Source organism: Sphingobacterium alimentarium (assembly GCF_004342685.1).
Taxonomy (GTDB): Bacteria; Bacteroidota; Bacteroidia; order Sphingobacteriales; family Sphingobacteriaceae; genus Sphingobacterium; species Sphingobacterium alimentarium.
On the sequence record NZ_SMBZ01000020.1, the window covers coordinates 15,085 to 35,686 of the forward strand.

Annotated in this window: 20 protein-coding genes, 1 tRNA gene and 1 pseudogene; 14 read left to right on the forward strand and 8 right to left on the reverse strand. The window is 38.3% G+C overall.

The genetic code is table 11. The annotated features are described in order from the left end of the window. Position 1 precedes the first annotated feature (1 nt). The 11 genes from EDC17_RS08650 to EDC17_RS08700 all read left to right on the forward strand — a co-directional run bounded on the left by EDC17_RS08650 (position 2) and on the right by EDC17_RS08700 (position 10,061). Positions 2 to 403, forward strand: coding sequence for a hypothetical protein (locus EDC17_RS08650; protein ID WP_132777692.1), 402 nt, complete (start codon positions 2 to 4; stop codon positions 401 to 403). A gap of 64 nt (positions 404 to 467) precedes the next feature. After that, positions 468 to 1,229: a hypothetical protein gene (locus tag EDC17_RS08655; RefSeq protein WP_132777693.1), complete on the forward strand. Its 762-nt coding sequence runs from the start codon at positions 468 to 470 to the stop codon at positions 1,227 to 1,229. A 113-nt stretch (positions 1,230 to 1,342) separates the two neighbouring features. Then, entirely contained in the window at positions 1,343 to 2,032 is a 690-nt protein-coding gene (locus EDC17_RS08660) for an OmpA family protein (RefSeq protein WP_317126042.1), read from the forward strand. Between the two features lie 153 nt (positions 2,033 to 2,185). Then, the gene (gene miaB, locus EDC17_RS08665; protein WP_132777695.1) at positions 2,186 to 3,619 is read left to right on the forward strand and encodes a tRNA (N6-isopentenyl adenosine(37)-C2)-methylthiotransferase MiaB; all 1,434 of its coding nucleotides are present in this window, start codon (positions 2,186 to 2,188) and stop codon (positions 3,617 to 3,619) included. Between the two features lie 20 nt (positions 3,620 to 3,639). Beyond that, the gene (locus tag EDC17_RS08670) at positions 3,640 to 4,905 is read left to right on the forward strand and encodes a sigma 54-interacting transcriptional regulator (protein WP_132777696.1); all 1,266 of its coding nucleotides are present in this window, start codon (positions 3,640 to 3,642) and stop codon (positions 4,903 to 4,905) included. Positions 4,906 to 4,914: 9 nt separating this feature from the next. Beyond that, positions 4,915 to 5,442, forward strand: coding sequence for an LptE family protein (locus tag EDC17_RS08675; RefSeq protein WP_132777697.1), 528 nt, complete (start codon positions 4,915 to 4,917; stop codon positions 5,440 to 5,442). Positions 5,443 to 5,451: 9 nt separating this feature from the next. Further along, positions 5,452 to 6,585 (forward strand): hypothetical protein, encoded by a 1,134-nt coding sequence (locus EDC17_RS08680; protein WP_132777698.1) that lies wholly within the window; start codon positions 5,452 to 5,454, stop codon positions 6,583 to 6,585. Between the two features lie 18 nt (positions 6,586 to 6,603). After that, a complete protein-coding gene (secG, locus tag EDC17_RS08685; RefSeq protein WP_132777699.1) occupies positions 6,604 to 6,954 on the forward strand; it encodes a preprotein translocase subunit SecG in 351 nt (116 codons plus the stop codon). Between the two features lie 235 nt (positions 6,955 to 7,189). Next, positions 7,190 to 7,465 (forward strand): co-chaperone GroES, encoded by a 276-nt coding sequence (locus EDC17_RS08690; protein ID WP_132777700.1) that lies wholly within the window; start codon positions 7,190 to 7,192, stop codon positions 7,463 to 7,465. Between the two features lie 83 nt (positions 7,466 to 7,548). Beyond that, positions 7,549 to 9,183: a chaperonin GroEL gene (gene groL, locus EDC17_RS08695; RefSeq protein ID WP_132777701.1), complete on the forward strand. Its 1,635-nt coding sequence runs from the start codon at positions 7,549 to 7,551 to the stop codon at positions 9,181 to 9,183. A gap of 92 nt (positions 9,184 to 9,275) precedes the next feature. After that, a complete protein-coding gene (locus EDC17_RS08700) occupies positions 9,276 to 10,061 on the forward strand; it encodes a M90 family metallopeptidase (protein WP_243646096.1) in 786 nt (261 codons plus the stop codon). Between the two features lie 12 nt (positions 10,062 to 10,073). Here EDC17_RS08700 and EDC17_RS17585 read toward each other — a convergent pair whose 3' ends face one another. Next, on the reverse strand, positions 10,074 to 10,457 hold the full coding sequence (locus tag EDC17_RS17585) for a DUF2752 domain-containing protein (protein WP_132777703.1): 384 nt from the start codon (positions 10,455 to 10,457) through the stop codon (positions 10,074 to 10,076). Between the two features lie 783 nt (positions 10,458 to 11,240). On the opposite strand from EDC17_RS17585, the pseudogene EDC17_RS17590 reads away from it, so the two are divergent. Beyond that, positions 11,241 to 11,444: pseudogene (locus EDC17_RS17590) on the forward strand (hypothetical protein); the annotation flags it as partial. Between the two features lie 42 nt (positions 11,445 to 11,486). Here EDC17_RS17590 and EDC17_RS08710 read toward each other — a convergent pair. Together EDC17_RS08710 and EDC17_RS08715 are read right to left on the reverse strand one after the other, a co-directional pair. Further along, positions 11,487 to 12,242: an RNA-guided endonuclease TnpB family protein gene (locus EDC17_RS08710; RefSeq protein ID WP_132777704.1), complete on the reverse strand. Its 756-nt coding sequence runs from the start codon at positions 12,240 to 12,242 to the stop codon at positions 11,487 to 11,489. Positions 12,243 to 12,272: 30 nt separating this feature from the next. Then, on the reverse strand, positions 12,273 to 12,680 hold the full coding sequence (locus EDC17_RS08715) for an RNA-guided endonuclease InsQ/TnpB family protein (RefSeq protein WP_132777705.1): 408 nt from the start codon (positions 12,678 to 12,680) through the stop codon (positions 12,273 to 12,275). A gap of 116 nt (positions 12,681 to 12,796) precedes the next feature. Between EDC17_RS08715 and tnpA the strand changes: the two genes are divergently transcribed. Then, positions 12,797 to 13,210 carry an IS200/IS605 family transposase gene (gene tnpA, locus EDC17_RS08720; RefSeq protein WP_132777706.1) on the forward strand — a complete coding sequence of 138 codons (414 nt, stop codon included), beginning with the start codon at positions 12,797 to 12,799 and terminating at the stop codon, positions 13,208 to 13,210. Between the two features lie 482 nt (positions 13,211 to 13,692). Here the strand turns inward: tnpA and EDC17_RS08725 are convergent, their stop codons facing one another. The 4 genes from EDC17_RS08725 to EDC17_RS08740 form a co-directional block, all read right to left on the reverse strand. Beyond that, on the reverse strand, positions 13,693 to 15,708 hold the full coding sequence (locus EDC17_RS08725) for a BCCT family transporter (RefSeq protein WP_132777707.1): 2,016 nt from the start codon (positions 15,706 to 15,708) through the stop codon (positions 13,693 to 13,695). A 246-nt stretch (positions 15,709 to 15,954) separates the two neighbouring features. After that, positions 15,955 to 16,245, reverse strand: a complete 291-nt coding sequence (locus EDC17_RS08730; RefSeq protein ID WP_243646097.1) for a four-helix bundle copper-binding protein — start codon at positions 16,243 to 16,245, stop codon at positions 15,955 to 15,957. A gap of 95 nt (positions 16,246 to 16,340) precedes the next feature. Further along, positions 16,341 to 17,147: an Arm DNA-binding domain-containing protein gene (locus EDC17_RS08735; RefSeq protein ID WP_132777709.1), complete on the reverse strand. Its 807-nt coding sequence runs from the start codon at positions 17,145 to 17,147 to the stop codon at positions 16,341 to 16,343. 249 nt (positions 17,148 to 17,396) lie between these two features. Beyond that, positions 17,397 to 17,468: transfer RNA gene (locus EDC17_RS08740), tRNA-Glu, on the reverse strand. A gap of 155 nt (positions 17,469 to 17,623) precedes the next feature. On the opposite strand from EDC17_RS08740, the gene EDC17_RS08745 reads away from it, so the two are divergent. Continuing rightward, positions 17,624 to 20,062, forward strand: a complete 2,439-nt coding sequence (locus tag EDC17_RS08745) for a family 20 glycosylhydrolase (RefSeq protein ID WP_165894389.1) — start codon at positions 17,624 to 17,626, stop codon at positions 20,060 to 20,062. 49 nt (positions 20,063 to 20,111) lie between these two features. Here EDC17_RS08745 and ribH read toward each other — a convergent pair whose 3' ends face one another. Next, the gene (ribH, locus tag EDC17_RS08750; RefSeq protein ID WP_132777711.1) at positions 20,112 to 20,600 is read right to left on the reverse strand and encodes a 6,7-dimethyl-8-ribityllumazine synthase; all 489 of its coding nucleotides are present in this window, start codon (positions 20,598 to 20,600) and stop codon (positions 20,112 to 20,114) included. Positions 20,601 to 20,602: the final 2 nt, after the last annotated feature.

The window sequence follows — 20,602 nt, forward strand, 5'->3', positions numbered from 1 at the left end:
TATGGATTTTTCGGATTTATTATCGGGGGGCGCGGCTGGCGCGAATGATCAAGGTACCAAAAAGCCTAGTCCTTTGCAAAATCTTAAAATTGATTTAGATTTTTACAGCGAATCGATTAAAGAAATAAGCACGGAGATGCTTACGGAAGGCTATACCTTATTTCCTATTTTCGTGGCCACGCAGCATGAAGTGTCTTTGGGTGAAATAATCTTGGACAAAAACGAACTTAACACCAATTGGTCTGTGTACGCTTCTTCTTTGGAAGAGTTTGTAGATCGTGGGGTAATTAAAGAAGAGAGAAAAGCCGCTTTCGAGAAAACTTTTAAGAAACCTGAAGACTTTATGTGTCTGTTTGTGGTCGTGCCCGAAGGCGCTAATTTTGTGTTTTACCCTTTCAAGTAAATATACTCTACTTTAATACTTTTTAACAAATTAGAGTCCAATATTTGATTACTTTAGAAAACATATGACAGGTTATATTAAAAATATAGTGCTATTGATTCCCTTGCTGTTTCTTTTACAGCTTACAGAATTAAATGCACAGGTGTCTGATTTGCCTAAAGTATCAGGAATTGTACTGGAAAAAAATACTGGCTCTCGGCTTACGGATGTCAATATCACCAATATCCGTACCAAAGCAACGGTAACAAGTAATAGCTTTGGTATATTTTATATTGAGGCAGCCATAGGCGATAGTTTATCCCTTACCAAAGTAGGGTATGGGCCACTAAAAACGGCGATATATACACTAGATGATATCGTGCTAGAAATGCAGCCAGGACTAACTATAGAAGAAGTCGTTGTAGCCCGCCGTACTCGACAACAAGAAATGGAAGATATCCTTCGTGATTATTCCAAAAAGGGTGTGTATGGTGGAGGCCATAATTCCGTTGGCACATATTTGAATAGTCCCGCAACTGCCTTGTATAATCTTTTTGGACGCGAAGCCAAAAACATGAAGCGTTTCGAGAAATTTATGTCCACAGAATTAGACGCCATAGCAGTGGATCGCATCTTCAACAAAACTATCGTGTCCACGACAACGGGGCTTGAAGGTAAAGATTTGGAAAATTTTATGGAGCTCTACCGTCCGCGGCATGATCAAGCCACAAAATGGGGGCAATATGATTTATTGAATTATATTACAAGGTCATTCAAAGAATGGGAAAATAATGGTAGACCGCTGCCCGAGAGGTTGCCTAAGTTAAATATTCCTCCACAAAATTAGCTTTTATAGCTTCATAAGACATGTTTGTTGGTTAGTGAACAAAATTTGGCATCTGCTTTGCATACTTTTTTACAACAAGTATAAAAAAGTAGTTGAGAAAATAATATATGATTATGAAAGTGAATAGAAAATTAGCAGTATATGGTCTGTCGTTGGCTACATCTGCAATGTTGTTAGCAAGTTGTGAAACAATTCAAAATACGAATAGTACAACTAAAGGAGCTGTTATAGGTACTAGTGCCGGTGCGGGTATCGGAGCGCTAATAGGTAATAAGGCTGGTAATACAGCTGTAGGAGCTATTGCTGGTGCTGTAATTGGTGGTGCTGCAGGTACATTGATCGGAAAGAAAATGGACAAGCAAGCTAAAGAAATCGAAAATACTGTAGCAGGTGCTCAAGTAGAGCAAGTAGGTGAAGGTATTTTAGTGAAATTTGATTCAGGAATTTTATTTGACTTCAATAGTTCAGCATTGAAAAGTAATGCGAAAACAAATATTGCTAAATTAGTTGAGACTTTAAACAAAGAGCCGGATACTGAAATCTTAGTTTTAGGTCATACAGATAATGTAGGTACTTTGGCTGCAAACCAAAAAGTATCTGAAGCACGTGCCAAAGCGGTGAGAGACTTCGCAGTATCGCAAGGCATTGCTGGAGCGCGTATCAAAACTGAAGGTAAAAACTATTCAGAACCAATTGCCTCGAATGACACGGAAGCAGGTCGTGCAGAAAACCGTCGTGTAGAGGTGGTAATCGTAGCAAGCAAAAAAATGCAAGAAGCGGCTAAGCGTGAAGCAGGTCAATAAGACTATAATATCATACAAGCTTATTACAAAAGGCGTTGGATTTTCCAACGCCTTTTTTCATGTTTAGCTAATTGTTAAAATTTGGTAAGGCTATGCCATTTTGTCACAGATATTGGATTTTATTTTTAACTTTGTATTCTTTTATATTAAGCTATGTTAGATTTATTACATACTACTAAAACCCATGATGAAACTCGCCAAGGTGAGGCGGTGGAATTGGCGCCTACGGGAAAGGCTGATGGTAGAAAATTATATATTGAAAGCTATGGTTGTCAGATGAATTTCTCTGACAGTGAGATTGTAGCATCAATATTAATCGATCAAGGTTATGAAACTACAAAAGACTACAAACAAGCGGATGTAGTATTCATCAACACCTGTTCTATTCGTGAGAATGCCGAACAACGTGTTCGTAATCGTCTGAAAGAATTTGAAGCTGTCAAAGCTAAAAATCCGGGCCTAGTAGTTGGGGTATTGGGCTGTATGGCCGAGCGTCTTAAGTCTAAATTTTTGGAAGAAGAGAAGTTGGTGGATGTAGTGGTAGGACCAGATGCCTACCGTGACCTGCCAAACTTGATTAACAAAGTCGAAGATGGCAATAAAGCAGTAAATGTATTATTGTCTAGAGAAGAGACTTACGCGGATATCAGTCCTGTTCGTTTAAACTCCAATGGTGTTTCTGCATTCATTTCCATCATGCGCGGATGTGATAACATGTGTTCATTCTGTGTGGTTCCATTCACACGTGGCCGTGAGCGTAGCCGTGATTATGCATCAATCGTAAAAGAAGCACAGGATTTGTACAATGCGGGATACCGTGAGGTAACCTTATTGGGACAAAATGTGGATTCATACAAGTATACGCCAAAGGTGGAAGAAGGTAATGACCCATTGCCAACGGTAAACTTTGCGAATTTATTGGAATTGGTGGCTCAGGTTAGTCCAGAATTGCGTATACGCTTCTCCACCTCGCATCCAAAAGATATTACCGATGAGGTGTTGTATACCATGGCAAAATATGAAAACATCTGTAAATATATACACTTACCAGTGCAATCCGGTAATTCGCGTGTATTGGAGTTGATGAACCGTACTTATGACCGTCAGTGGTATATGGGACGTGTGGATGCCATTAAGCGTATTATGCCAGACTGTGCAATTTCTACCGATATCATCACAGGATTCTGTACTGAAACTGAAGAAGAGCATGCCGAAACATTGTCTATGATGGATTATGTGAAATATGACTTTGCTTATATGTTTGCCTATTCAGAGCGTCCAGGTACCTTGGCAGCTAAACGTTACCAAGACGATATTCCAGAAGAAATCAAGAAAAGACGACTGACAGAAGTTGTTAACAAACAACAGATTCACAGCTTGGAACGTATTACTCAGTACGTAGGTAAGGTACATAAAGTGTTGATCGAAGGATTCTCAAAACGTTCGGATAAGGATTATTGTGGACGTAATGATCAAAATACTATGGTTGTTTTCCCTGTAGATGCTCGTTTCAAAGTGGGTGACTACGTGCATGTATTGGGTGAGAGCTGTACATCAGCTACTTTAATTGGTAAAATTATTGATTAATTATAAAGAGGAAAGTAACAGTGGATATTCAAGACATCAAAAATAGATTTGGTATTATTGGTAACTCACCGTTACTAAATCGTGCTATTGATATTGCTCGGCAAGTTGCACCTACGGATATTTCGGTATTGATACAAGGTGAGAGTGGTTCGGGTAAAGAAGTATTTTCACATATTATACACCAGCTAAGTGCACGCAAGCATGGTCCTTTTATAGCGGTAAACTGCGGCGCTATTCCAGAAGGTACTATAGATTCGGAATTGTTTGGGCATGAGAAGGGATCCTTCACGGGGGCTCACGAGGCTCGCAAAGGTTATTTCGAAGTTGTGGACGGCGGGACCATCTTTTTGGATGAGGTCGGAGAAATGCCTTTGAGTACCCAAGCACGATTACTACGTATTTTGGAGTCTGGCGAATACATCCGTGTAGGTTCGTCCAAGGTTCAAAAGACGAATGTGCGAGTTGTGGCGGCTACGAATGTAGATGTTTATAATGCGGTACAGAAGGGTAAATTCCGTGAAGATCTATACTATCGTTTGAATACTGTGCCCTTGCGTATACCTTCACTACGTGAACGTAAGGAAGATATTTTCCTTTTGTTTCGCAAATTTGTGGTTGATTTTGCAGACAAGTACCGTACGCCGGGTATGCAGCTTACACCTGATGCGCAAGAACTGTTGGCTAATTTTTCATGGCCCGGGAATGTGCGCCAATTGAAAAATGTAGCGGAGCAAATTGCTATATTAGAAAAAGAAAGAACCATTGATGCTTCAATTTTAAGCAGATATATACCTACAGAACAGGCAAAATCTTCCTTGCCGGTGTTTGTAAAAGAACAAGCGAAAGAGGATTTTTCGGAACGTGATATTCTGTATAAAGTGCTGTTTGATATGAAGAAAGATATGGTGGAATTGAAGAAGCTCGTTGTGGAATTGATTCAAAATGGAGTTAACCCGTCTTCATTTGATGAAAATTCACAATATATCAATCAATTGTACAATGAGGTCAATCCGGTATCATCACAATTATACAAACGGGAAGAATTAGGTCCTGCACCGACCATTATACACAATCCTAGTGCCTCCAACGCTGCCTCCAACTATGTGTCATTGGACCCTCAGGATGTAGAGGAGGTCGAAGAGTCTTTATCGTTAGTAGATAAGGAGTCCGACTTAATCAAGAAGGCCTTGAAGAAACATAAAGGGAAACGTAAAGCCGCTGCACAAGAGTTAGGTATATCCGAGCGTACATTGTATCGCAAAATTAAAGACTTAAATTTAGAATAGAGCATGGTTATGTACTACCTAGGAAGGAAATTACAATTCGCATGTATAGCTCTGCTGATGTTTGTCATGGTGAGTTGTGGTGTGAAATATGGTTTTTCGGGGGGGTCTATCCCTCAGGGAATGAAGACTTATAGCGTATTGTATTTTGAAAATTTGGCTCCGATGGTATATACCACGCTAAGCCAGAATTTTACAGAGCGGCTGAAGCAACATATTCGTGAGCAATCTTCACTGAGCCAAGTAAGTGAGAATGGGGATGCTATATTCGAAGGCACAATTACCGGTTATTCCATTACCCCTTCTTCCGTAGGTGCGGGTAACAACGATAGAGCGCAAAATAGTAGATTGACTATTACGGTCAAAGTGAAATATACCAACAGATTGGATGATACAGGAGAGAGTAATTTCGAAGAAAGTTTCTCTCAATTTAAGGAGTTTCCAGGTTCTGACGTTACGCGCTATGAAGCTAATCTTAATGCGGAAATTGTGAAAATGTTGGCAGAGGATATTTACAACCGAGCATTCGCAAACTGGTAATAGATGAATATGGCGACACTTAATAATTCTAATCATTTATTATACAAGCAGGCGTTAATTGATCCCACTCAGTTGTCAGAGAGCGATATACTCGGGCTGTTGATCAAATATCCCTATTCGCAGCCGCTTGTTTTTGCTTACGAAAGACGTAAAAAATTAATCAACCAGGAATCTGTGAATAAGGAGCTGGCATTGTTGTATGCTAGCAATGAAAATTGGCTGATGAATTATGTCAACAAGCCTATTCAGCCCTTGGTTGAATTTAATGCCGTTGACGAGCCTAGCACGCAAGAAGATGTTGCTGCGGTGGAAACGGAAGTTACGCCTTTAAATTCCGATTTAGAAGAAGCAGTAGAAATTCAAGATTTCGTGGAGAAGGATACTGACGAGACTTCTTCTTTAACGGAGGAGGGTCAGATTTCAGAGCTGAACAGCGAATTATCGGGAGAGCCTATTAACGCAGAAAGTGCCGGAGAGCAAGAAGAAGCATTAGACCGTCTTGTGCATGAAGGCAGTATAGGAAACTATTTTGCTTTTGATTCTTTTGAAAAAATCGAGCAAGCTACAGAAGAGCTATCGGCTCCTATGGTGTTCCCTGCTAAAGAACAGGAGAATATCAGCTTATACAATGACGAGCTGATGCCTTATAGCTTCCGTTGGTGGTTGCACAAAACCCGCCTTGAACATGCAGAGACGTATCAACCTTACGTTGCGGGGAATTATTCTTTGACAGCTGCGCGTCCGATGGTCGATCTCAGCAAGGTCGAAGACTCTATTCTGGACCAGCAAATCAAAGAGAATATCATACATTTTCAAGACCCCGAAGAGAAGCTCAGCGAAGAGGTAAAGAAAAAACCGGTCCAAGCGGTGGCTCCTAAGAAAGGTTCGGAGATCATTGAAAAGTTTATTCAAAAAGATCCAATCATACAGCCGCCTTCGCCAGAAAGTATTAACAATGAGAATATGGCGCGACAAAGTGCCGAGGACAACTATGTGCTGGTGACCGAGACGTTGGCCAACATTTATGTAGACCAAGGATTGTATCCCAAAGCTATTGAGGTTTTCAAAAAATTAATTTTGAAATATCCAGAAAAAAAATCGTATTTTGCGACCCGAATTGAAGAATTAGAAAAGAACTTATAATTAAAAGCATACAAAGAAATGACTACATTATTCATCGTCTTAATTTTTATCGTTAGTGTTTTACTAGCATTAATCGTGTTGATCCAAAATCCAAAAGGAGGGGGGCTATCATCAGGTTTTGCTGGTGGAAGTAACTTAATGGGCGTAAAACGTACAGGCGATTTTCTAGAAAAAGGTACTTGGACATTAATCATATTATTGATCGTATTCAGTTTAGGTATTAATATTATGGGACCTACAGTGGGTACTAGAGGAGGTTTGTCAGACCAAATTGAAGCTCCTGCAACTACACCTAGATTAAACTTAGGTAATCCAGCAGCTACACAACAAGCAGCACCTGCTACTACAGTGCCTGATTCAAGCAAATAGGATATATTACAAATAAGAAATGAAAGCCTTGCATATAAAAATTGCAAGGCTTTCTTGTTATCTAAAAAAATCAGTTCTCTGTCATCTGTGACAGACTGTCAGCGGAAAATGCTGTCAGAAATCATTTCTGCGTGAAAAAATGACAAGGAACAGCGCCAAAATCCATTTGGCATAGTTGATGATGTATTAAATGCGAAAAAGTAATTAATAATAAAACTAAAAACTATATAAGATTATGGCGTTAAATATTAAACCTATCGGAGACAGAATTGTAATTGAAGCTGCTCCTGCAGAAGAAAAAACGGCTTCTGGATTATACATTCCAGATACGGCTAAAGAAAAACCATCTCAAGGTACTGTAGTAGCTGTAGGTTCGGGTAAACCTGAAGAACCTCTTACTGTAAAAGTGGGTGACAAAGTATTATATGGCAAGTATGCAGGAACTGAAATCACTTACGAAGGGAAAGAATATTTAATTATGCGTGAATCTGACGTTTACGCTATTCTTTAATCCAACTATTTATTAAACTAACACTAAGGATGAGATTTAATCGTTAAGGTTTTTTTATCTATTCTTAAAACTATAATTCAAACATGGCAAAGCAAGTAAAATATAATGTTGAGGCTCGTGAGGCACTTAAAAAAGGTGTTGACACATTAGCTAATGCGGTAAAGGTAACTTTAGGTCCTAAAGGACGAAACGTTATTATTGAGAAAAAATTCGGTTCACCAGCAATCACTAAAGATGGTGTGACAGTAGCAAAAGAAATCGAATTGAAAGATGCTATTGAAAACATGGGTGCCCAAATGGTGAAAGAAGTAGCGTCTAAAACTGCTGATCAAGCAGGTGATGGTACTACTACAGCTACTGTATTGGCTCAAGCTATCGTAGCTCCTGGTATCAAATCTGTAGCTGCAGGTGCTAACCCTATGGATCTTAAACGTGGTATTGACAAGGCGGTTTCTGCAGTAGTAGCTAACTTGAAGACTCAATCTCAAACAGTAGGTCAAGACAACAACAAAATCAAACAAGTGGCTTCAATCTCTGCTAACAATGACGAAATAATCGGTTCATTGATCGCCGAGGCTATGCAAAAAGTCGGTAACGACGGTGTAATCACTGTAGAGGAAGCAAAAGGTACTGAAACAGAAGTGAAAACTGTAGAAGGTATGCAATTTGACCGTGGTTATTTATCACCATACTTCGTTACCAACTCAGACAAAATGGAAGCGGAATTAGAAAGTCCTTACATTTTGATCTATGACAAAAAAATTAGCAACATGAAAGAATTGTTGCCGATCTTAGAGAAACAAGTTCAAACTGGTAAACCATTGTTGATCATCGCTGAGGACTTAGACGGTGAAGCTTTAGCTACATTAGTAGTGAACAAAATCCGTGGTTCATTGAAAGTAGCAGCTGTTAAAGCGCCAGGTTTCGGTGACCGTCGTAAAGCAATGTTAGAAGATATCGCTATCTTAACTGGTGGTACTGTTATCTCTGAAGAAAGAGGTTACAAATTAGAAAACGCTACTTTAGAAGATTTAGGTCAAGCTGAAAAAGTAGTTGTTGATAAAGATAATACTACAGTGATCAATGGGGCTGGTAATGCAGAAGATATCAAAGCTCGCGTTGCTCAAATCCGTTCGCAAATCGAAACTACAACTTCTGATTACGATCGTGAAAAATTGCAAGAGCGTTTAGCGAAATTGTCAGGTGGTGTTGCAGTTCTTTACGTAGGTGCTACTACTGAAGTAGAGATGAAAGAGAAAAAAGACCGTGTTGACGATGCTTTACACGCCACACGTGCTGCAGTTGAAGAAGGTATCGTAGCTGGTGGTGGTGTTGCTTTTATCCGCGCTACTGAGGCTTTAAAAGACTTGCGTGGTGCTAACGAAGATGAGAACATCGGTATCGATATCATCAAACGTGCTATCGAAGAGCCTTTGCGCCAAATCTGTTTCAATGCAGGTATCGAAGGTGCGGTTATCGTTCAAAAAGTAAAAGAAGGTACTGCTGACTTCGGTTATAACGCACGTACTGATGTATTCGAAAACTTAATTGGTGCTGGTGTTATCGACCCAACTAAAGTTTCTCGTGTAGCTTTAGAAAATGCAGCTTCAGTAGCGTCAATGTTGTTGACAACTGAATGTGTATTGGCTGATGAAGTAGAAGAGAATGCTGGTGCTGGTGCTCCTCCAATGGGCGGTGGCATGGGCGGAATGATGTAATAATTATTCTAATCATAAAAATGAGAAGGCATTGTACATTGTATAATGCCTTTTTGTTGTTTTTATTACCTTGTAGAATAAAGTCAGTAGAAATGGATTGGTATGTACAATTATTAGTTGTTATTCTTATCGCTGTTTTACTTATTGCTTATGTTTTTAAGTATGTAGGAAGCAAGAAAATTATCCGTTATAACGTAATCCCTCCGAAAAATATTCAGGAAGTTCTGGAAGCCAGAGTAAGTTTTTATGCAAGGATGAATTCAACCAATAAAGAGATCTTTCAGGAGCGTGTGTCTTATTTTTTGCAGACCACTAAAATTTCTCCCGAAAAAGGAGCACTCTTGACGGATGAAGATAAAGTCTTGATCGCAGCCAGTGCGACTATTCCATTATTTCATTTTCATCATTGGGCTTATGAGAATTTGGATGAGGTATTGGTTTATCCAGATTATTTTGATGAAAAATTTGGTACGGTATCAGATGAAAGAAATGTAGCAGGGATGGTTGGCACAGGAGCTCTGAACCACAAAATGATATTGTCTTTACCAGCACTTAGAGCTGGATTTTTGAAATATCCAGAAGGAAACATGGCTATTCACGAATTTGTCCATCTCATTGATAAGGCGGACGGTGAGATTGATGGTATACCGGACTATTTAATACCTAAAGACTTAATCAGTCCTTGGCTCCAGGAGATGGATAAGACGATAAGACAAATCCGTGAAGGAAAATCTGATATCAGAGAATATGCTGCCACAAATGATGCTGAATTTCTTGCCGTCGTTTCAGAATATTTTTTCAAAAAACCCAAACAATTACAAGAAGATCACCCTAAACTTTTTAGCTTATTGAATGAGATATATAATAGAAAAAATTAACGTAAAGGTGTTTTAAGCGATATTTCTCCAGATTGTGAAAATAATAACAATAGCCACCACAATGGAGAGTGTCTTATTGCCATATAGAATGTTATAGACTTTCAACTCCTTTTCAGTCGGGTTTTTAACTAGTCGGAAATATATCCATAGAAGAATGTAAGGGGATATAATGAAGATCAGCGGGTTTTGATGAAATGCTGATTTAAATTCCCCATTCAAAAAAAGATGGGCAGCGCGCTGGGTTCCACATGTAGGGCAATCAAATCCTGTAACATGTTTAATGGGGCATGCAGGAAAGAAATTATACAATAGAGGATTATACAATTTGTATATAATGGCCAGAACTCCTGTAATTGCAAATATGCTTATTCCGATAAGAATTCTTTTTAAAACCATTTTATTTATTTTACATGAATGAATACTAAAATAAATAATTGATTTTACACAGAAGGATTGAATGGAATAAAATTTTTATTAATATTATTTAATTGTAAAATTTGTTTTTGAGTAAATAATTGGAGAAAGTAAGGTTTGTGTTTCGTGATTGAGGTATTTATATATTCATGAGTATGATAAGGTTTTGACTTTTATTTTAAGCTTATCTCTCAGTGAATGGCCTCTTCTAAAAATGCTTTCCAGAGGATAAAGCCCTTGTTTGGATCGCTGTAGTCATGGAGGATACGACTAAATCTTTCTGGAGTATGGTTATTTTGCATTTTGCAATTCACGAATTGCAAAATGCAAAATAAAACATTTTGTGTGCATCTGATAAAGGCATCTAGGTTCAATACTGCAAAGTGATATCGATAAAATATAAAATTCTAAATCTAAATGAATTTAGAAATATTTGGCAATGATAACGTAAGTTTCTTTAACACAATGCTTTGAGATAGAGGAGGAGGTAAAGAAATCAGAATATTCATTCTATTTCAATTTTCGACATACAATCAAATTTGATGGATGAAAAAGGATAATTCCTTAAATCTGCCAATTCAGTGTATTAATTTTCTATCGGAAATGTTTTTTGTATTTAAGTGGTTAAAATAAAGGTTTAAAAATAAACTTTGTGTACAATTCAACTTAATTTTCACAAAGAATATCTTAATCAGGAAAAGAGCAACTATCCAGGCATTGATCTAGGTGACGATAAAAGAGCTATGGTAGCTTTTTCAGGTTACTTCACGGTCTGATAGCACCAAGTTGTTGTCCAGTCTTAGAACATTTCATGATAAAGGATATAAAGAGAGTTTTCCAAAGGGTATTCGATTTCTAATAATAAGTAGTAAAAAAAGTATCAGAAGAGATTTAAAGAAATTTGCAGATTTCAAAGAGTTTTTTGACCCCCAAAAGGATATATATCATCCAGACGATTTACTTAAGTAAATCGAAAAACTTTACTATGAAGATAAGGGAAGATTCGGTGAACTACCCATTTGCTAAAGACAAATGGGCTTCGGGCTTCACAGACTTGTGCTTTGTTGCCAAAGTCTTATTTGAGTCTCCGCCCGTGTAATCGCCAGTTCCTGACGATATTATTTTTAATCCTTCTTTCAGAATGTTTTTTGCAGCGTTTAAATCACGGTCTAAAACGTGTCCATTTTTGCAAGTCCATTCTCTTATTGAAAGATTTAAGTCTTGATTTATCCAACCGCACTCACAGCAGGTTTTACTTGATGGATAGAAGCGATTGATTTTTACAATCTGTTTATCGTTCCAATCAGCCTTGTATTCAAGCAACCTAACGAAAGTTCCCCAACTTGCATCAGAAATATGTTTTGAAAGTTTATGGTTTTTGACCATACCTTTCACATTCAAATCTTCTAATGCAATTATATCGTAGTTAGAAACTAATTGGTGCGATACCTTATGTAAGTTATCCATTCGTGAGTTGGTTATCTTCTCGTGAAGTCTTGCTGTTTTTCGTCTTTGTCTTTCAAACGAATTACTGCCTTTTGTCTTACGAGAAAGATGTTTTTGTGCTTTCGCTAATTCTTTTTCATATTGTTTTGTGTATTTGTTGTTCTTGAATTTGACACCATCAGAAGTAATAGCAAAGTCTTTTAAACCTAAATCTATTCCACAAAAAGCACCAGTCTTTTCTTTTACTTGATATTGTTCTTCTGATAGTATTGATACAAAATATTTTCCTGTTGGTGTTTTACTCAAAGTACATTTACTAATTTCGCCTTTAACTTCACGATGAACATTAACTTAAATACCTTCTTTGAATTTTGGTGCAAAAAATCTACCACCTTCAAGTTTTGCGAACTGTGGAACTGTGAATGAGTTTTTCTTTTTCCTTGACTTAAATCGTGGAAACTTAGCATTACCTCTAAAAAAATTCACGTAAGCAGTATCCAAACATCTTAAAACAAATTGTAATGATTGACTATTAACTTCTTTCAGCCAAGCAGTTTCCTCTTTCTTTTTTAGTTCAGTTAAGGTAGCTGCCTGTTTATAGTAATTATCAGACTTTTTATTTGCTTGATATTGCTCTTTCCTTTCATTTAAAAAGTAGTTGTAAACGTAACGGATACATCCAAAATGCTTATCCAACAACACTTTTTGCTCTTGTGTTGGCTGCAATTCAAATTGATATGTCCGAAAAATTATCTTCATTCTACTATTAAATAGTTTTATTTTATGCAAAGATACATTTTACTTATGCAGTCCGATACGTTTTTTGTAAATATCTCCATTTTCATTGAGAAACATTCACAAAAAACTTCGCTACTATGTCTAAAAAATGTAATTGCATCAGCACAAATCGTTCAAAACACTACTTAAAGTGTCATTTAATCTTCGTTTGCAAGTATCGTAAAAAGTTACTTGTCGGTCAGTTAAAAGATGATATGCGTTCTTCTCTCTTAAACATTACTTCTAATTCAGATTTTGAAATTGAAGTGTTTGAATCTGATTTAGACCACATCCATTTTCTTATTCGTTATATCCCTCGTGTTTCAATTACTTCTATTGTTCGCAAGTTAAAACAAGAATCTACTTATTACATTTGGCGTTCACCACACAGGTCATTCTTATTTAAACATTTTTGGAAAGAACATACTTTCTGGTCTGATGGTTATTTTGTTTGTTCAATAGGTGAAGCATCTCCTGATACTATTCGTGAGTATATTCTCAATCAGGGTTAGTCGCTTACATCCCACAGGCTAAAGACCTGTGGGTTTTACGCTCCGTTTTATAAAATCAAAAATGTACTAAAACAAGAGTTTGAATTTTACAACAAGGAGGACATCAAAAAAGATTTAGTTATTGACTTTAGTTCACCTTTAGAAAAATTTACATTCTGCAAAAGGATTTTAACAGGCGTATACCAAGATTCGGTAAATAGATTTATTCAATTCCAATGTAAATTGGAAGACTCTGAAATCTCGACAAATGATTTGGAAGACATTATTGTCTATTTCGGAGCTGATCCATTCTTTTCAGGTAAACCTCCTGATAAAATAGGACAATATAAACTCTTCTAAAAACCATAGGTAGGATATAATTTGATTTTTAACAAAAGCTTTCTTAATTCATAAAAGATAGCAGATAATATGCGCCTTAAAATTTATTTAGGACAGTAATGATAGGAAAAGAAAAATGTGTTTAAGTTATCGTCCTACATTCGTTATCTTAACCTACGGTTGGTATTGCTACTGACAAACATTTCATTACGTTCTTCAGAAATAATCTCTATAAACCGCTCGTAATGTTTCAGTACATCAGAAATCAATTCGTTTTTGGTAAAAAACCGTACATCATACCCCTCGCGGTCGTCGCCAAAATAGGATTTAGGGAAAAAAGTTTGGTTTCCTTCTATATCCGGCAGGTTTTCTTCATTCAGCAGGTAATCCGATACAATTCTCGATTCTCCTTTTACCCCGTATAAGAAATTATTTACAACATCGTATTTAATCTCTATCTCTATTCTATGTGGATTTTCATAGAGATTAACTTTAGCCTCTACATCATTTTTGGAAAACTCCTCCTGCAATTCCGTAAGAGCATCTCTAACTGTTTTATCAATAAAACCAACGACAGACTTCTTATCACTGAAAGAGACGATCTGTTTCAGACGCTCTTTCCAAAACTCGCCTGACCAAGGTATCGTCGTTGCTGAAAAATCACGTTCATAATAGCTTCTATCAATGGACAGTGCCTTTATCAGGCTGACGATGAAAAGCAGCATGATGACCGAAAACGGCAACGCCGTAATCAATGTCATACTTTGCAGAGCCGTCAGTCCGCCAGCGTTCAATAGCATCAGTGCCAATACGGCAAGCAGGACGCCCCAACCGATGGTCTGCCATTTCGGAGATATCCGGGCATTTTTTGTCGCTATGCTGTTCATGACGAACATACCCGAATCAGCAGAGGTTACAAAGAAGATAATGATAATAGCAATAGTCAAAAAACTGACGATTTCGGTTAATGGCAGATATTCCAAGAAACGGAACATCAGGGCATCCGGATTGCCAGCAAGTTGGCTCAACGCCCCGTCGGCAACGTTGGCATCAAACCATATCGCACTGTTTCCAAAAACAGTCATCCAGATAAAATTAAACAAAGTAGGGATAATCAAGACTGCCGCTACAAACTCCCGTATCGTTCGTCCCTTTGAAATTTTAGCGATAAATAGTCCAACGTAAGGCGACCACGAAATCCACCATGCCCAATAAAGTATAGTCCAGTCGTAAAACCATTGTTGCGTGTTCTCTTCGTACACATGTGTGTTGAATGTCAAGCTAAAGAATTCATTGATATATGTCCCGATTCCTTCCGTGAAACTTCCTATCAAATATACCGTAGGGCCGAGGATCAAAACAAAAAGTAAGAGTATGACAACACTTACAATATTGATATTGCTCAATATCCTCACGCCTTTGTCCACCCCGCTTACAGCAGATATAATAGAAAGTGATACCAATACACCGACAATCAACACCTGATAAATAAAGCTGCTTCCCGGCAAGATATTTAGTGTTTCCAGACCGGAATTGATCTGTACCACCCCGAAACCTAATGTGGTGGTAATTCCAAAAAAAGTACTGCAAAGTGCGAAAACATCAATGGTGTTGCCCCATTTGCCTTTGATCTTATCCTTCAACAGAGGATAGAAACAGCTCCGCAAGGAAAGTGGTAAACGATAACGATAGGCAAAATAGGCTAAAGACAACCCGACAATCCCGTATATAGCCCAAGCGTGGATACCCCAATGGAAGAAAGTATAAAGTTGTGCGTCTTTGGCTCGCTGAACAGCCGTATTTCCCGAAAAAACTTCATTTGAATAATGCTGCATCGGCTCTGCAACACTGAAATACATTAACCCGATACCCATACCGGCAGCAAAAAGCATAGAAATCCACGAAAAGAAGGAATAGGTTGGTTTGCTGTCATTTCTTCCCAACCGGATATTACCATATTTGCTGAACATCAGATAAATCAGAAACAGGACATAGATGGTTACCGACCAGACATAAACGTAATTCAGGTTTACAAAGATAAAGTTCTTGATGGTGTTGAGCAGATTTTCTGTTAGGCTCGGAAAAATAGCCGACAACAAACAGATGCCCACAATGAAAATCAAACTTGGAACAATGACCCCTTTACTGAGTGTCGTTCTTATTCTTACAGGTTTTTTCATATGGAATTTTAAAATACTTGGTCTTTTGGTAATAGCATTCAAGAAATAATCAAAGAAGTTCTTTTCGTGCCACAAATACTATATTTAGGAAGTACGGAAACGACTGTACAAACCTAATTAAATTCATTTTAATATACAATCTAACCAGCTTTGTATAGAAAATTAATACCATATGAACGCCACGCTATGCGATTCGGCTGTTTCCTACTATTGGGATTAAGTGTCGAAACAATTCCCTTAACGCAGCTATGCCGCCGACATCTCCTTACATGTTTTGGCACAGGCGCGGCAAGCTTCAGCACACTCACGGCAATGCTCCATGCCCATATCTGCATGCTTTTCGCATTCGTCTGCACATCGTTCGCAGATATCTGCACATATTTTACAGAGTTCTTTACTTAACTGTCCATCGATACTCATAACTTTTACAGCAGCATCACATATGATAGTGCATTCCAGATTCAATTGGATACATTTTTTAAGGTGTTCGAGATCTTTTTCATCTAAACAGGCAGCTGCACACTGGCTACAGAACACGGCACATTCTCCACATGCTTCTATACAATCTTGAAATTTTGTCTGTATCATAACGTTAAAGTTTTTGTTGTATATGACCAGAACAGATGAGACAATTATTTGTTCGGTTTAGTTTTATCTTGGAACTGAAGCACATCGTTACGGATAATTGGGATAACCAGTATGATGAGCGAAGAGAGTTGGTGTAAATTATAGTGTTGATGTAATCGAATGGGTTCTTCCTTAGGAAATCGAAGAATCACAAACCTCCAGATGAATCCTTCCCTGAATATCATGCTGTCACATGAGCAAGCGGAAGTTGGGCAGAGCCCTACTTTGCTTGCTCTATGCGCTGCAAACGGGGTTTTGGGTATCCTCCGGGGATAGCAAGCCAGCGCAGAACGTAGGAAAAATTCGTGCCCCGTTACAAACCCGTGATCCATCTTTCTGACATCAATGTCGGAACATTCGTGCTCTGTCTTGAGATATTGTTCGATGTGGGACAGCGAGGTCTTATACCCTTTGAGTGTATTGGGCTTAAATCCTTTACCCAGCAATGCTTCCATCTGTCCGTTATGTTCAAGGAGAACAGCCAACAGTGTTTTTCTCTTGATATCCTTTCCAAGATATTTCAGTTTGATAGATTCTGAGGTAATATCCTCTCCTTTTTTTGTCATCTGGAGGTGGATGTCAGCGACTTTGTGCTCTACAGAGTCAAGGTAGGAATTTAACGTTTTGATATCCTCTTTGGTTCCCTTGGCACGGTTTGCCTTGGATATCCATTTTGCGGGATCGCACTCCCGTTCGGTAGAGACTTCTTTAGGAATGCCACCCACGGTGATGCGCATGTAGATCGGCTTCGGGCCGCTCACGTAGTTTTTTGGTTTCTTCAGGTAGAAGAGCAAAGAATAATTTGTACTCATGATCTTATCATTTAAGTGAAACAAAATTAGCCTTGCAGCCTAACGAAATCAAGATGTTCAGTTTTTGAACAGGCTGTAAGTCAGAAATTTAAACCTGTTTCAGTGAGTAGGGTAGTCTAAAAAAATGACTCACCGAATGACACACTTTTTTATTGGGAAAAATTGAAAGATCTGTAGATACCGATAAAACAAAAAACGCTGTAAACATTTAATTTACAGCGTTTTAGTATGTTTTGACTTTTAAGTGTGTAGCCCGTAGGGGAATCGAACCCCTGTTTCAAGAATGAAAATCTTGCGTCCTAACCCCTAGACGAACGGGCCCTTATTTGTTTCGGTGTGCAAATATAGTTTTATTTTTTTATTGAACAAAAAAAAGTAAAAAATTTTTAGTATTTATGTATAATAACTAGACAAACGCATCCATTATGATACAACCAAAGCAAACTCATATGCGATTTTTACTTTTTTTTAGCTTTATGATATCTATTCATTCTTTATTCGCTCAAAGTTTAAGAGCAAATGATATTTCCATAAAATGGAAGCCAGCGCCTACATACAATGGAGAGGATGATCTAAATCTCCAAATTGTGGTGAAAAATCAAGGGACTGCTAATTTTCCACTGAAAGATTGGGATTTGTTTTTCAATACCATGTATCCTGTCGTAGAAACAAACAATGAACAATTTCAACTCATTGATAAAAGGGGTAATCTTTTCCAGATAGTTTTTCGCCAGCGTTTTCTAGCGCCGCAAGATTCCATTGTGCTGAACTATAAAACACAGTATGGCATAGTTGGGATTTCAACGCGTCCCAATGGATTTTATTTTTTGAGTAAACTGGATAAAACCAAATATACAGCCGTAGGTCAAGTCGAATACGAAGACATTAAATCTACTCCAAGCCAAAATAGGGAGTTTTTACAAAAATTGTATGCAAAGAATCAATCGTTTCAGAAGGAATACACTCCCATTAAGATATTTCCTTCGCCTAAATCCTTAATCGAGCGCAATGGAATTTTCGATCTGCGGAAAGTACTTCAGGTAGAGGTGCCATCGGATTGGAAACAAACGGTAGATAAAGGGCTGGCAGGACTAGCTAAGGTACAATATGATGCAGATAAGAAAAATTTCATCGTTCGATTGAATAGTAACTTAGCTGATGAAGCATATAATTTGTCCATCAACCCCGACCTTATTGAGATTGAGGCTAGCGGGCGTGCAGGGTTGTTTTACGCTCTTCAATCCCTTCAGTCGCTATATGACCAAGCTCAGAGCAAAAGCGCGAAAAAAGTAACTCATTTGCCTTGTGTGGAGGTGATGGATGAACCTCGCTATGCTTATAGAGGATTTATGTTGGATATTGCGCGCAATTTCAGACCCAAGGAGGTTGTGTTAAAATATTTAGACCTGATGGGTAAGTATAAATTGAATGTCTTTCATTTTCATTTTATTGAGGACGAAGCATGGCGAATCGAAATACCGGGATTGCCCGAGCTTACCGAGGTGGGTGCGCGCCGTTCTCCGGCTTACCTAGATGGGAAGGCATTGATGCCGGCGTATGGGTCGGCGACCAATACAGAACATCAATTTTTGACCCGAAAAGATTTCATCGATATTCTTAAATATGCTCAAGAGAGAAACATCACTGTGGTGCCCGAAATTGAGACCCCTGGACATGCGCGCGCATCGGTGAAGGCAATGGAGGCTAGGTATGACAAATATATGGCTGCAGGAGATCGTAAAGCTGCTGAAGAATACCTATTGCACGATTTTGAAGATATATCCGTGTATAATACAGCGCAAAACTTTGGGGATAATGTATTGAATCCTGCTTTACCTTCGGTATATCGCTTCTTAGGTAAAGTTTTGGATGAGTTTCAGTCGATGTATGCAGAAGCAGGAGTGCCATTCAAAAAAATATCCCTAGGAGGAGATGAAGTGCCGCCAGGTGTTTGGGAAAAATCGCCGAAGATCAAAAAGCTAATGCACGAGCAGGGGATCGGGAGTGTACACGAAGTATGGGCGTATTATATTGACAAAATCAACAAACTCTGCAAAGCTAAAGGATTGGAAATGGCAGGTTGGGAAGAGATTGGTATGGTAAATAAGGGTAATGGCATGGTTGTTAACCCCGATCTGGAGCACAAAGAGAATATGCAATTGGATGTTTGGAATAATATCATAGGCGGTGGAAATGATGATTTGGTCTATCGATTAGCCAATGCAGGCTATCCGACAGTTCTTATTAGCGCTTCGAATTTGTATCTAGATATGATGTGGGATTCTACATACCGTGAGCCCGGTTTCAAGTGGGCTACGTTTGCGGACTTACACCATTCCTATTCGCTTTTTCCAGAAGATTATTTTGCCAATATCCATACTTATTATAGCGGAAAAAAATTGGATAAAACATATCTAAATAAGCTGACCCGGATTACAGAAAAAGGCAGAGCGAATTTTAAAGGAATCAAAGGTGGGCTGTTTGCGGAAACAATTTTGAGTGACGAAGCCTTGGATTACATGGTTTTTCCACGATTCTTTGTGTTAGCTGAGCGAGCTTGGTCCCAACGTAGGGCCTATGAAAGTGAAGAAACCTATAATCAGGAACTTTTTGATAGGGATTATGTAGCATTTCTAAATCGAGTAGTTCAAGTAGAATTGCCTGTCATTCAAGATCGCGTTCAATTTAGGTTGCCCAGAGTGGGACTAAAAGTTGAAAATTCAACGTTACGTGCTAATGTAGAATACCCTGGATATCCGATTTACTATACAACAGATGGCAGCGAGCCTACCTTGCGTAGTCCAAGGTTGGATATAAAGAAAGGTATAAAAGTTAAATCGGGAGATAAGATTACAGCCGTGGCGCTAGATGATAAGGGCAGATCGGGACTGCTGTCGCAATTGAATATCAATTAAAGAAAACTAAAGCTAGATCATCTAGCTTTAGTTTTGGAATAAAATGGCATTAATATTTTTTGCTAATATGCGCCATTTGAATAGCAGTAATTGCGGCTTCTTCACCTTTATTACCGTGTTTGCCACCGGCTCTGTCTAAGGCTTGCTCTAAATTGTCTGTAGTCAATACCCCAAAGATTACAGGCTTATTGTATTTGATAGCGACATTACTAATCCCATTTGCAACAGCATCACAAATAAAATCGAAGTGTCTTGTTTCGCCTTGGATTACACAACCTAAACAAATAACGGCATCAATATCTTTATTTCGCAATACGATATCTGCTCCCGATATGAGTTCATAACTGCCTGGTACTTCTATGACATCAATGTCAGCTTGCAGACCGCCATTTTTCAATATTCCATCAATAGCACCATTCAATAATGCGCCAGTTACCTGTGCATTCCATTGTGATACCACAATAGCAAACTTGAAACCTTTTGCACTTTGAACATGAATATGAGAGAAATCCGATAAATTTTTGAGTGTACTTGCCATGA

Excerpts from the sequence above, each read along its gene's own strand:
- groL (WP_132777701.1), top strand. The coding sequence starts at position 7,549 with ATGGCAAAGCAAGTAAAATATAATGTTGAGGCTCGTGAGGCACTTAAA.
- EDC17_RS08725 (WP_132777707.1), bottom strand. The coding sequence starts at position 15,708 with ATGAAAAAACCTGTAAGAATAAGAACGACACTCAGTAAAGGGGTCATT.
- miaB (WP_132777695.1), top strand. The coding sequence starts at position 2,186 with ATGTTAGATTTATTACATACTACTAAAACCCATGATGAAACTCGCCAA.
- EDC17_RS08675 (WP_132777697.1), top strand. The coding sequence starts at position 4,915 with ATGTACTACCTAGGAAGGAAATTACAATTCGCATGTATAGCTCTGCTG.
- EDC17_RS08690 (WP_132777700.1), top strand. The coding sequence starts at position 7,190 with ATGGCGTTAAATATTAAACCTATCGGAGACAGAATTGTAATTGAAGCT.
- tnpA (WP_132777706.1), top strand. The coding sequence starts at position 12,797 with ATGTCTAAAAAATGTAATTGCATCAGCACAAATCGTTCAAAACACTAC.
- EDC17_RS08650 (WP_132777692.1), top strand. The coding sequence starts at position 2 with ATGGATTTTTCGGATTTATTATCGGGGGGCGCGGCTGGCGCGAATGAT.
- ribH (WP_132777711.1), bottom strand. The coding sequence starts at position 20,600 with ATGGCAAGTACACTCAAAAATTTATCGGATTTCTCTCATATTCATGTT.
- EDC17_RS17585 (WP_132777703.1), bottom strand. The coding sequence starts at position 10,457 with ATGGTTTTAAAAAGAATTCTTATCGGAATAAGCATATTTGCAATTACA.
- secG (WP_132777699.1), top strand. The coding sequence starts at position 6,604 with ATGACTACATTATTCATCGTCTTAATTTTTATCGTTAGTGTTTTACTA.
- EDC17_RS08655 (WP_132777693.1), top strand. The coding sequence starts at position 468 with ATGACAGGTTATATTAAAAATATAGTGCTATTGATTCCCTTGCTGTTT.
- EDC17_RS08660 (WP_317126042.1), top strand. The coding sequence starts at position 1,343 with ATGAAAGTGAATAGAAAATTAGCAGTATATGGTCTGTCGTTGGCTACA.
- EDC17_RS08715 (WP_132777705.1), bottom strand. The coding sequence starts at position 12,680 with ATGAAGATAATTTTTCGGACATATCAATTTGAATTGCAGCCAACACAA.
- EDC17_RS08680 (WP_132777698.1), top strand. The coding sequence starts at position 5,452 with ATGGCGACACTTAATAATTCTAATCATTTATTATACAAGCAGGCGTTA.
- EDC17_RS08745 (WP_165894389.1), top strand. The coding sequence starts at position 17,624 with ATGATATCTATTCATTCTTTATTCGCTCAAAGTTTAAGAGCAAATGAT.
- EDC17_RS08700 (WP_243646096.1), top strand. The coding sequence starts at position 9,276 with ATGGATTGGTATGTACAATTATTAGTTGTTATTCTTATCGCTGTTTTA.
- EDC17_RS08735 (WP_132777709.1), bottom strand. The coding sequence starts at position 17,147 with ATGAGTACAAATTATTCTTTGCTCTTCTACCTGAAGAAACCAAAAAAC.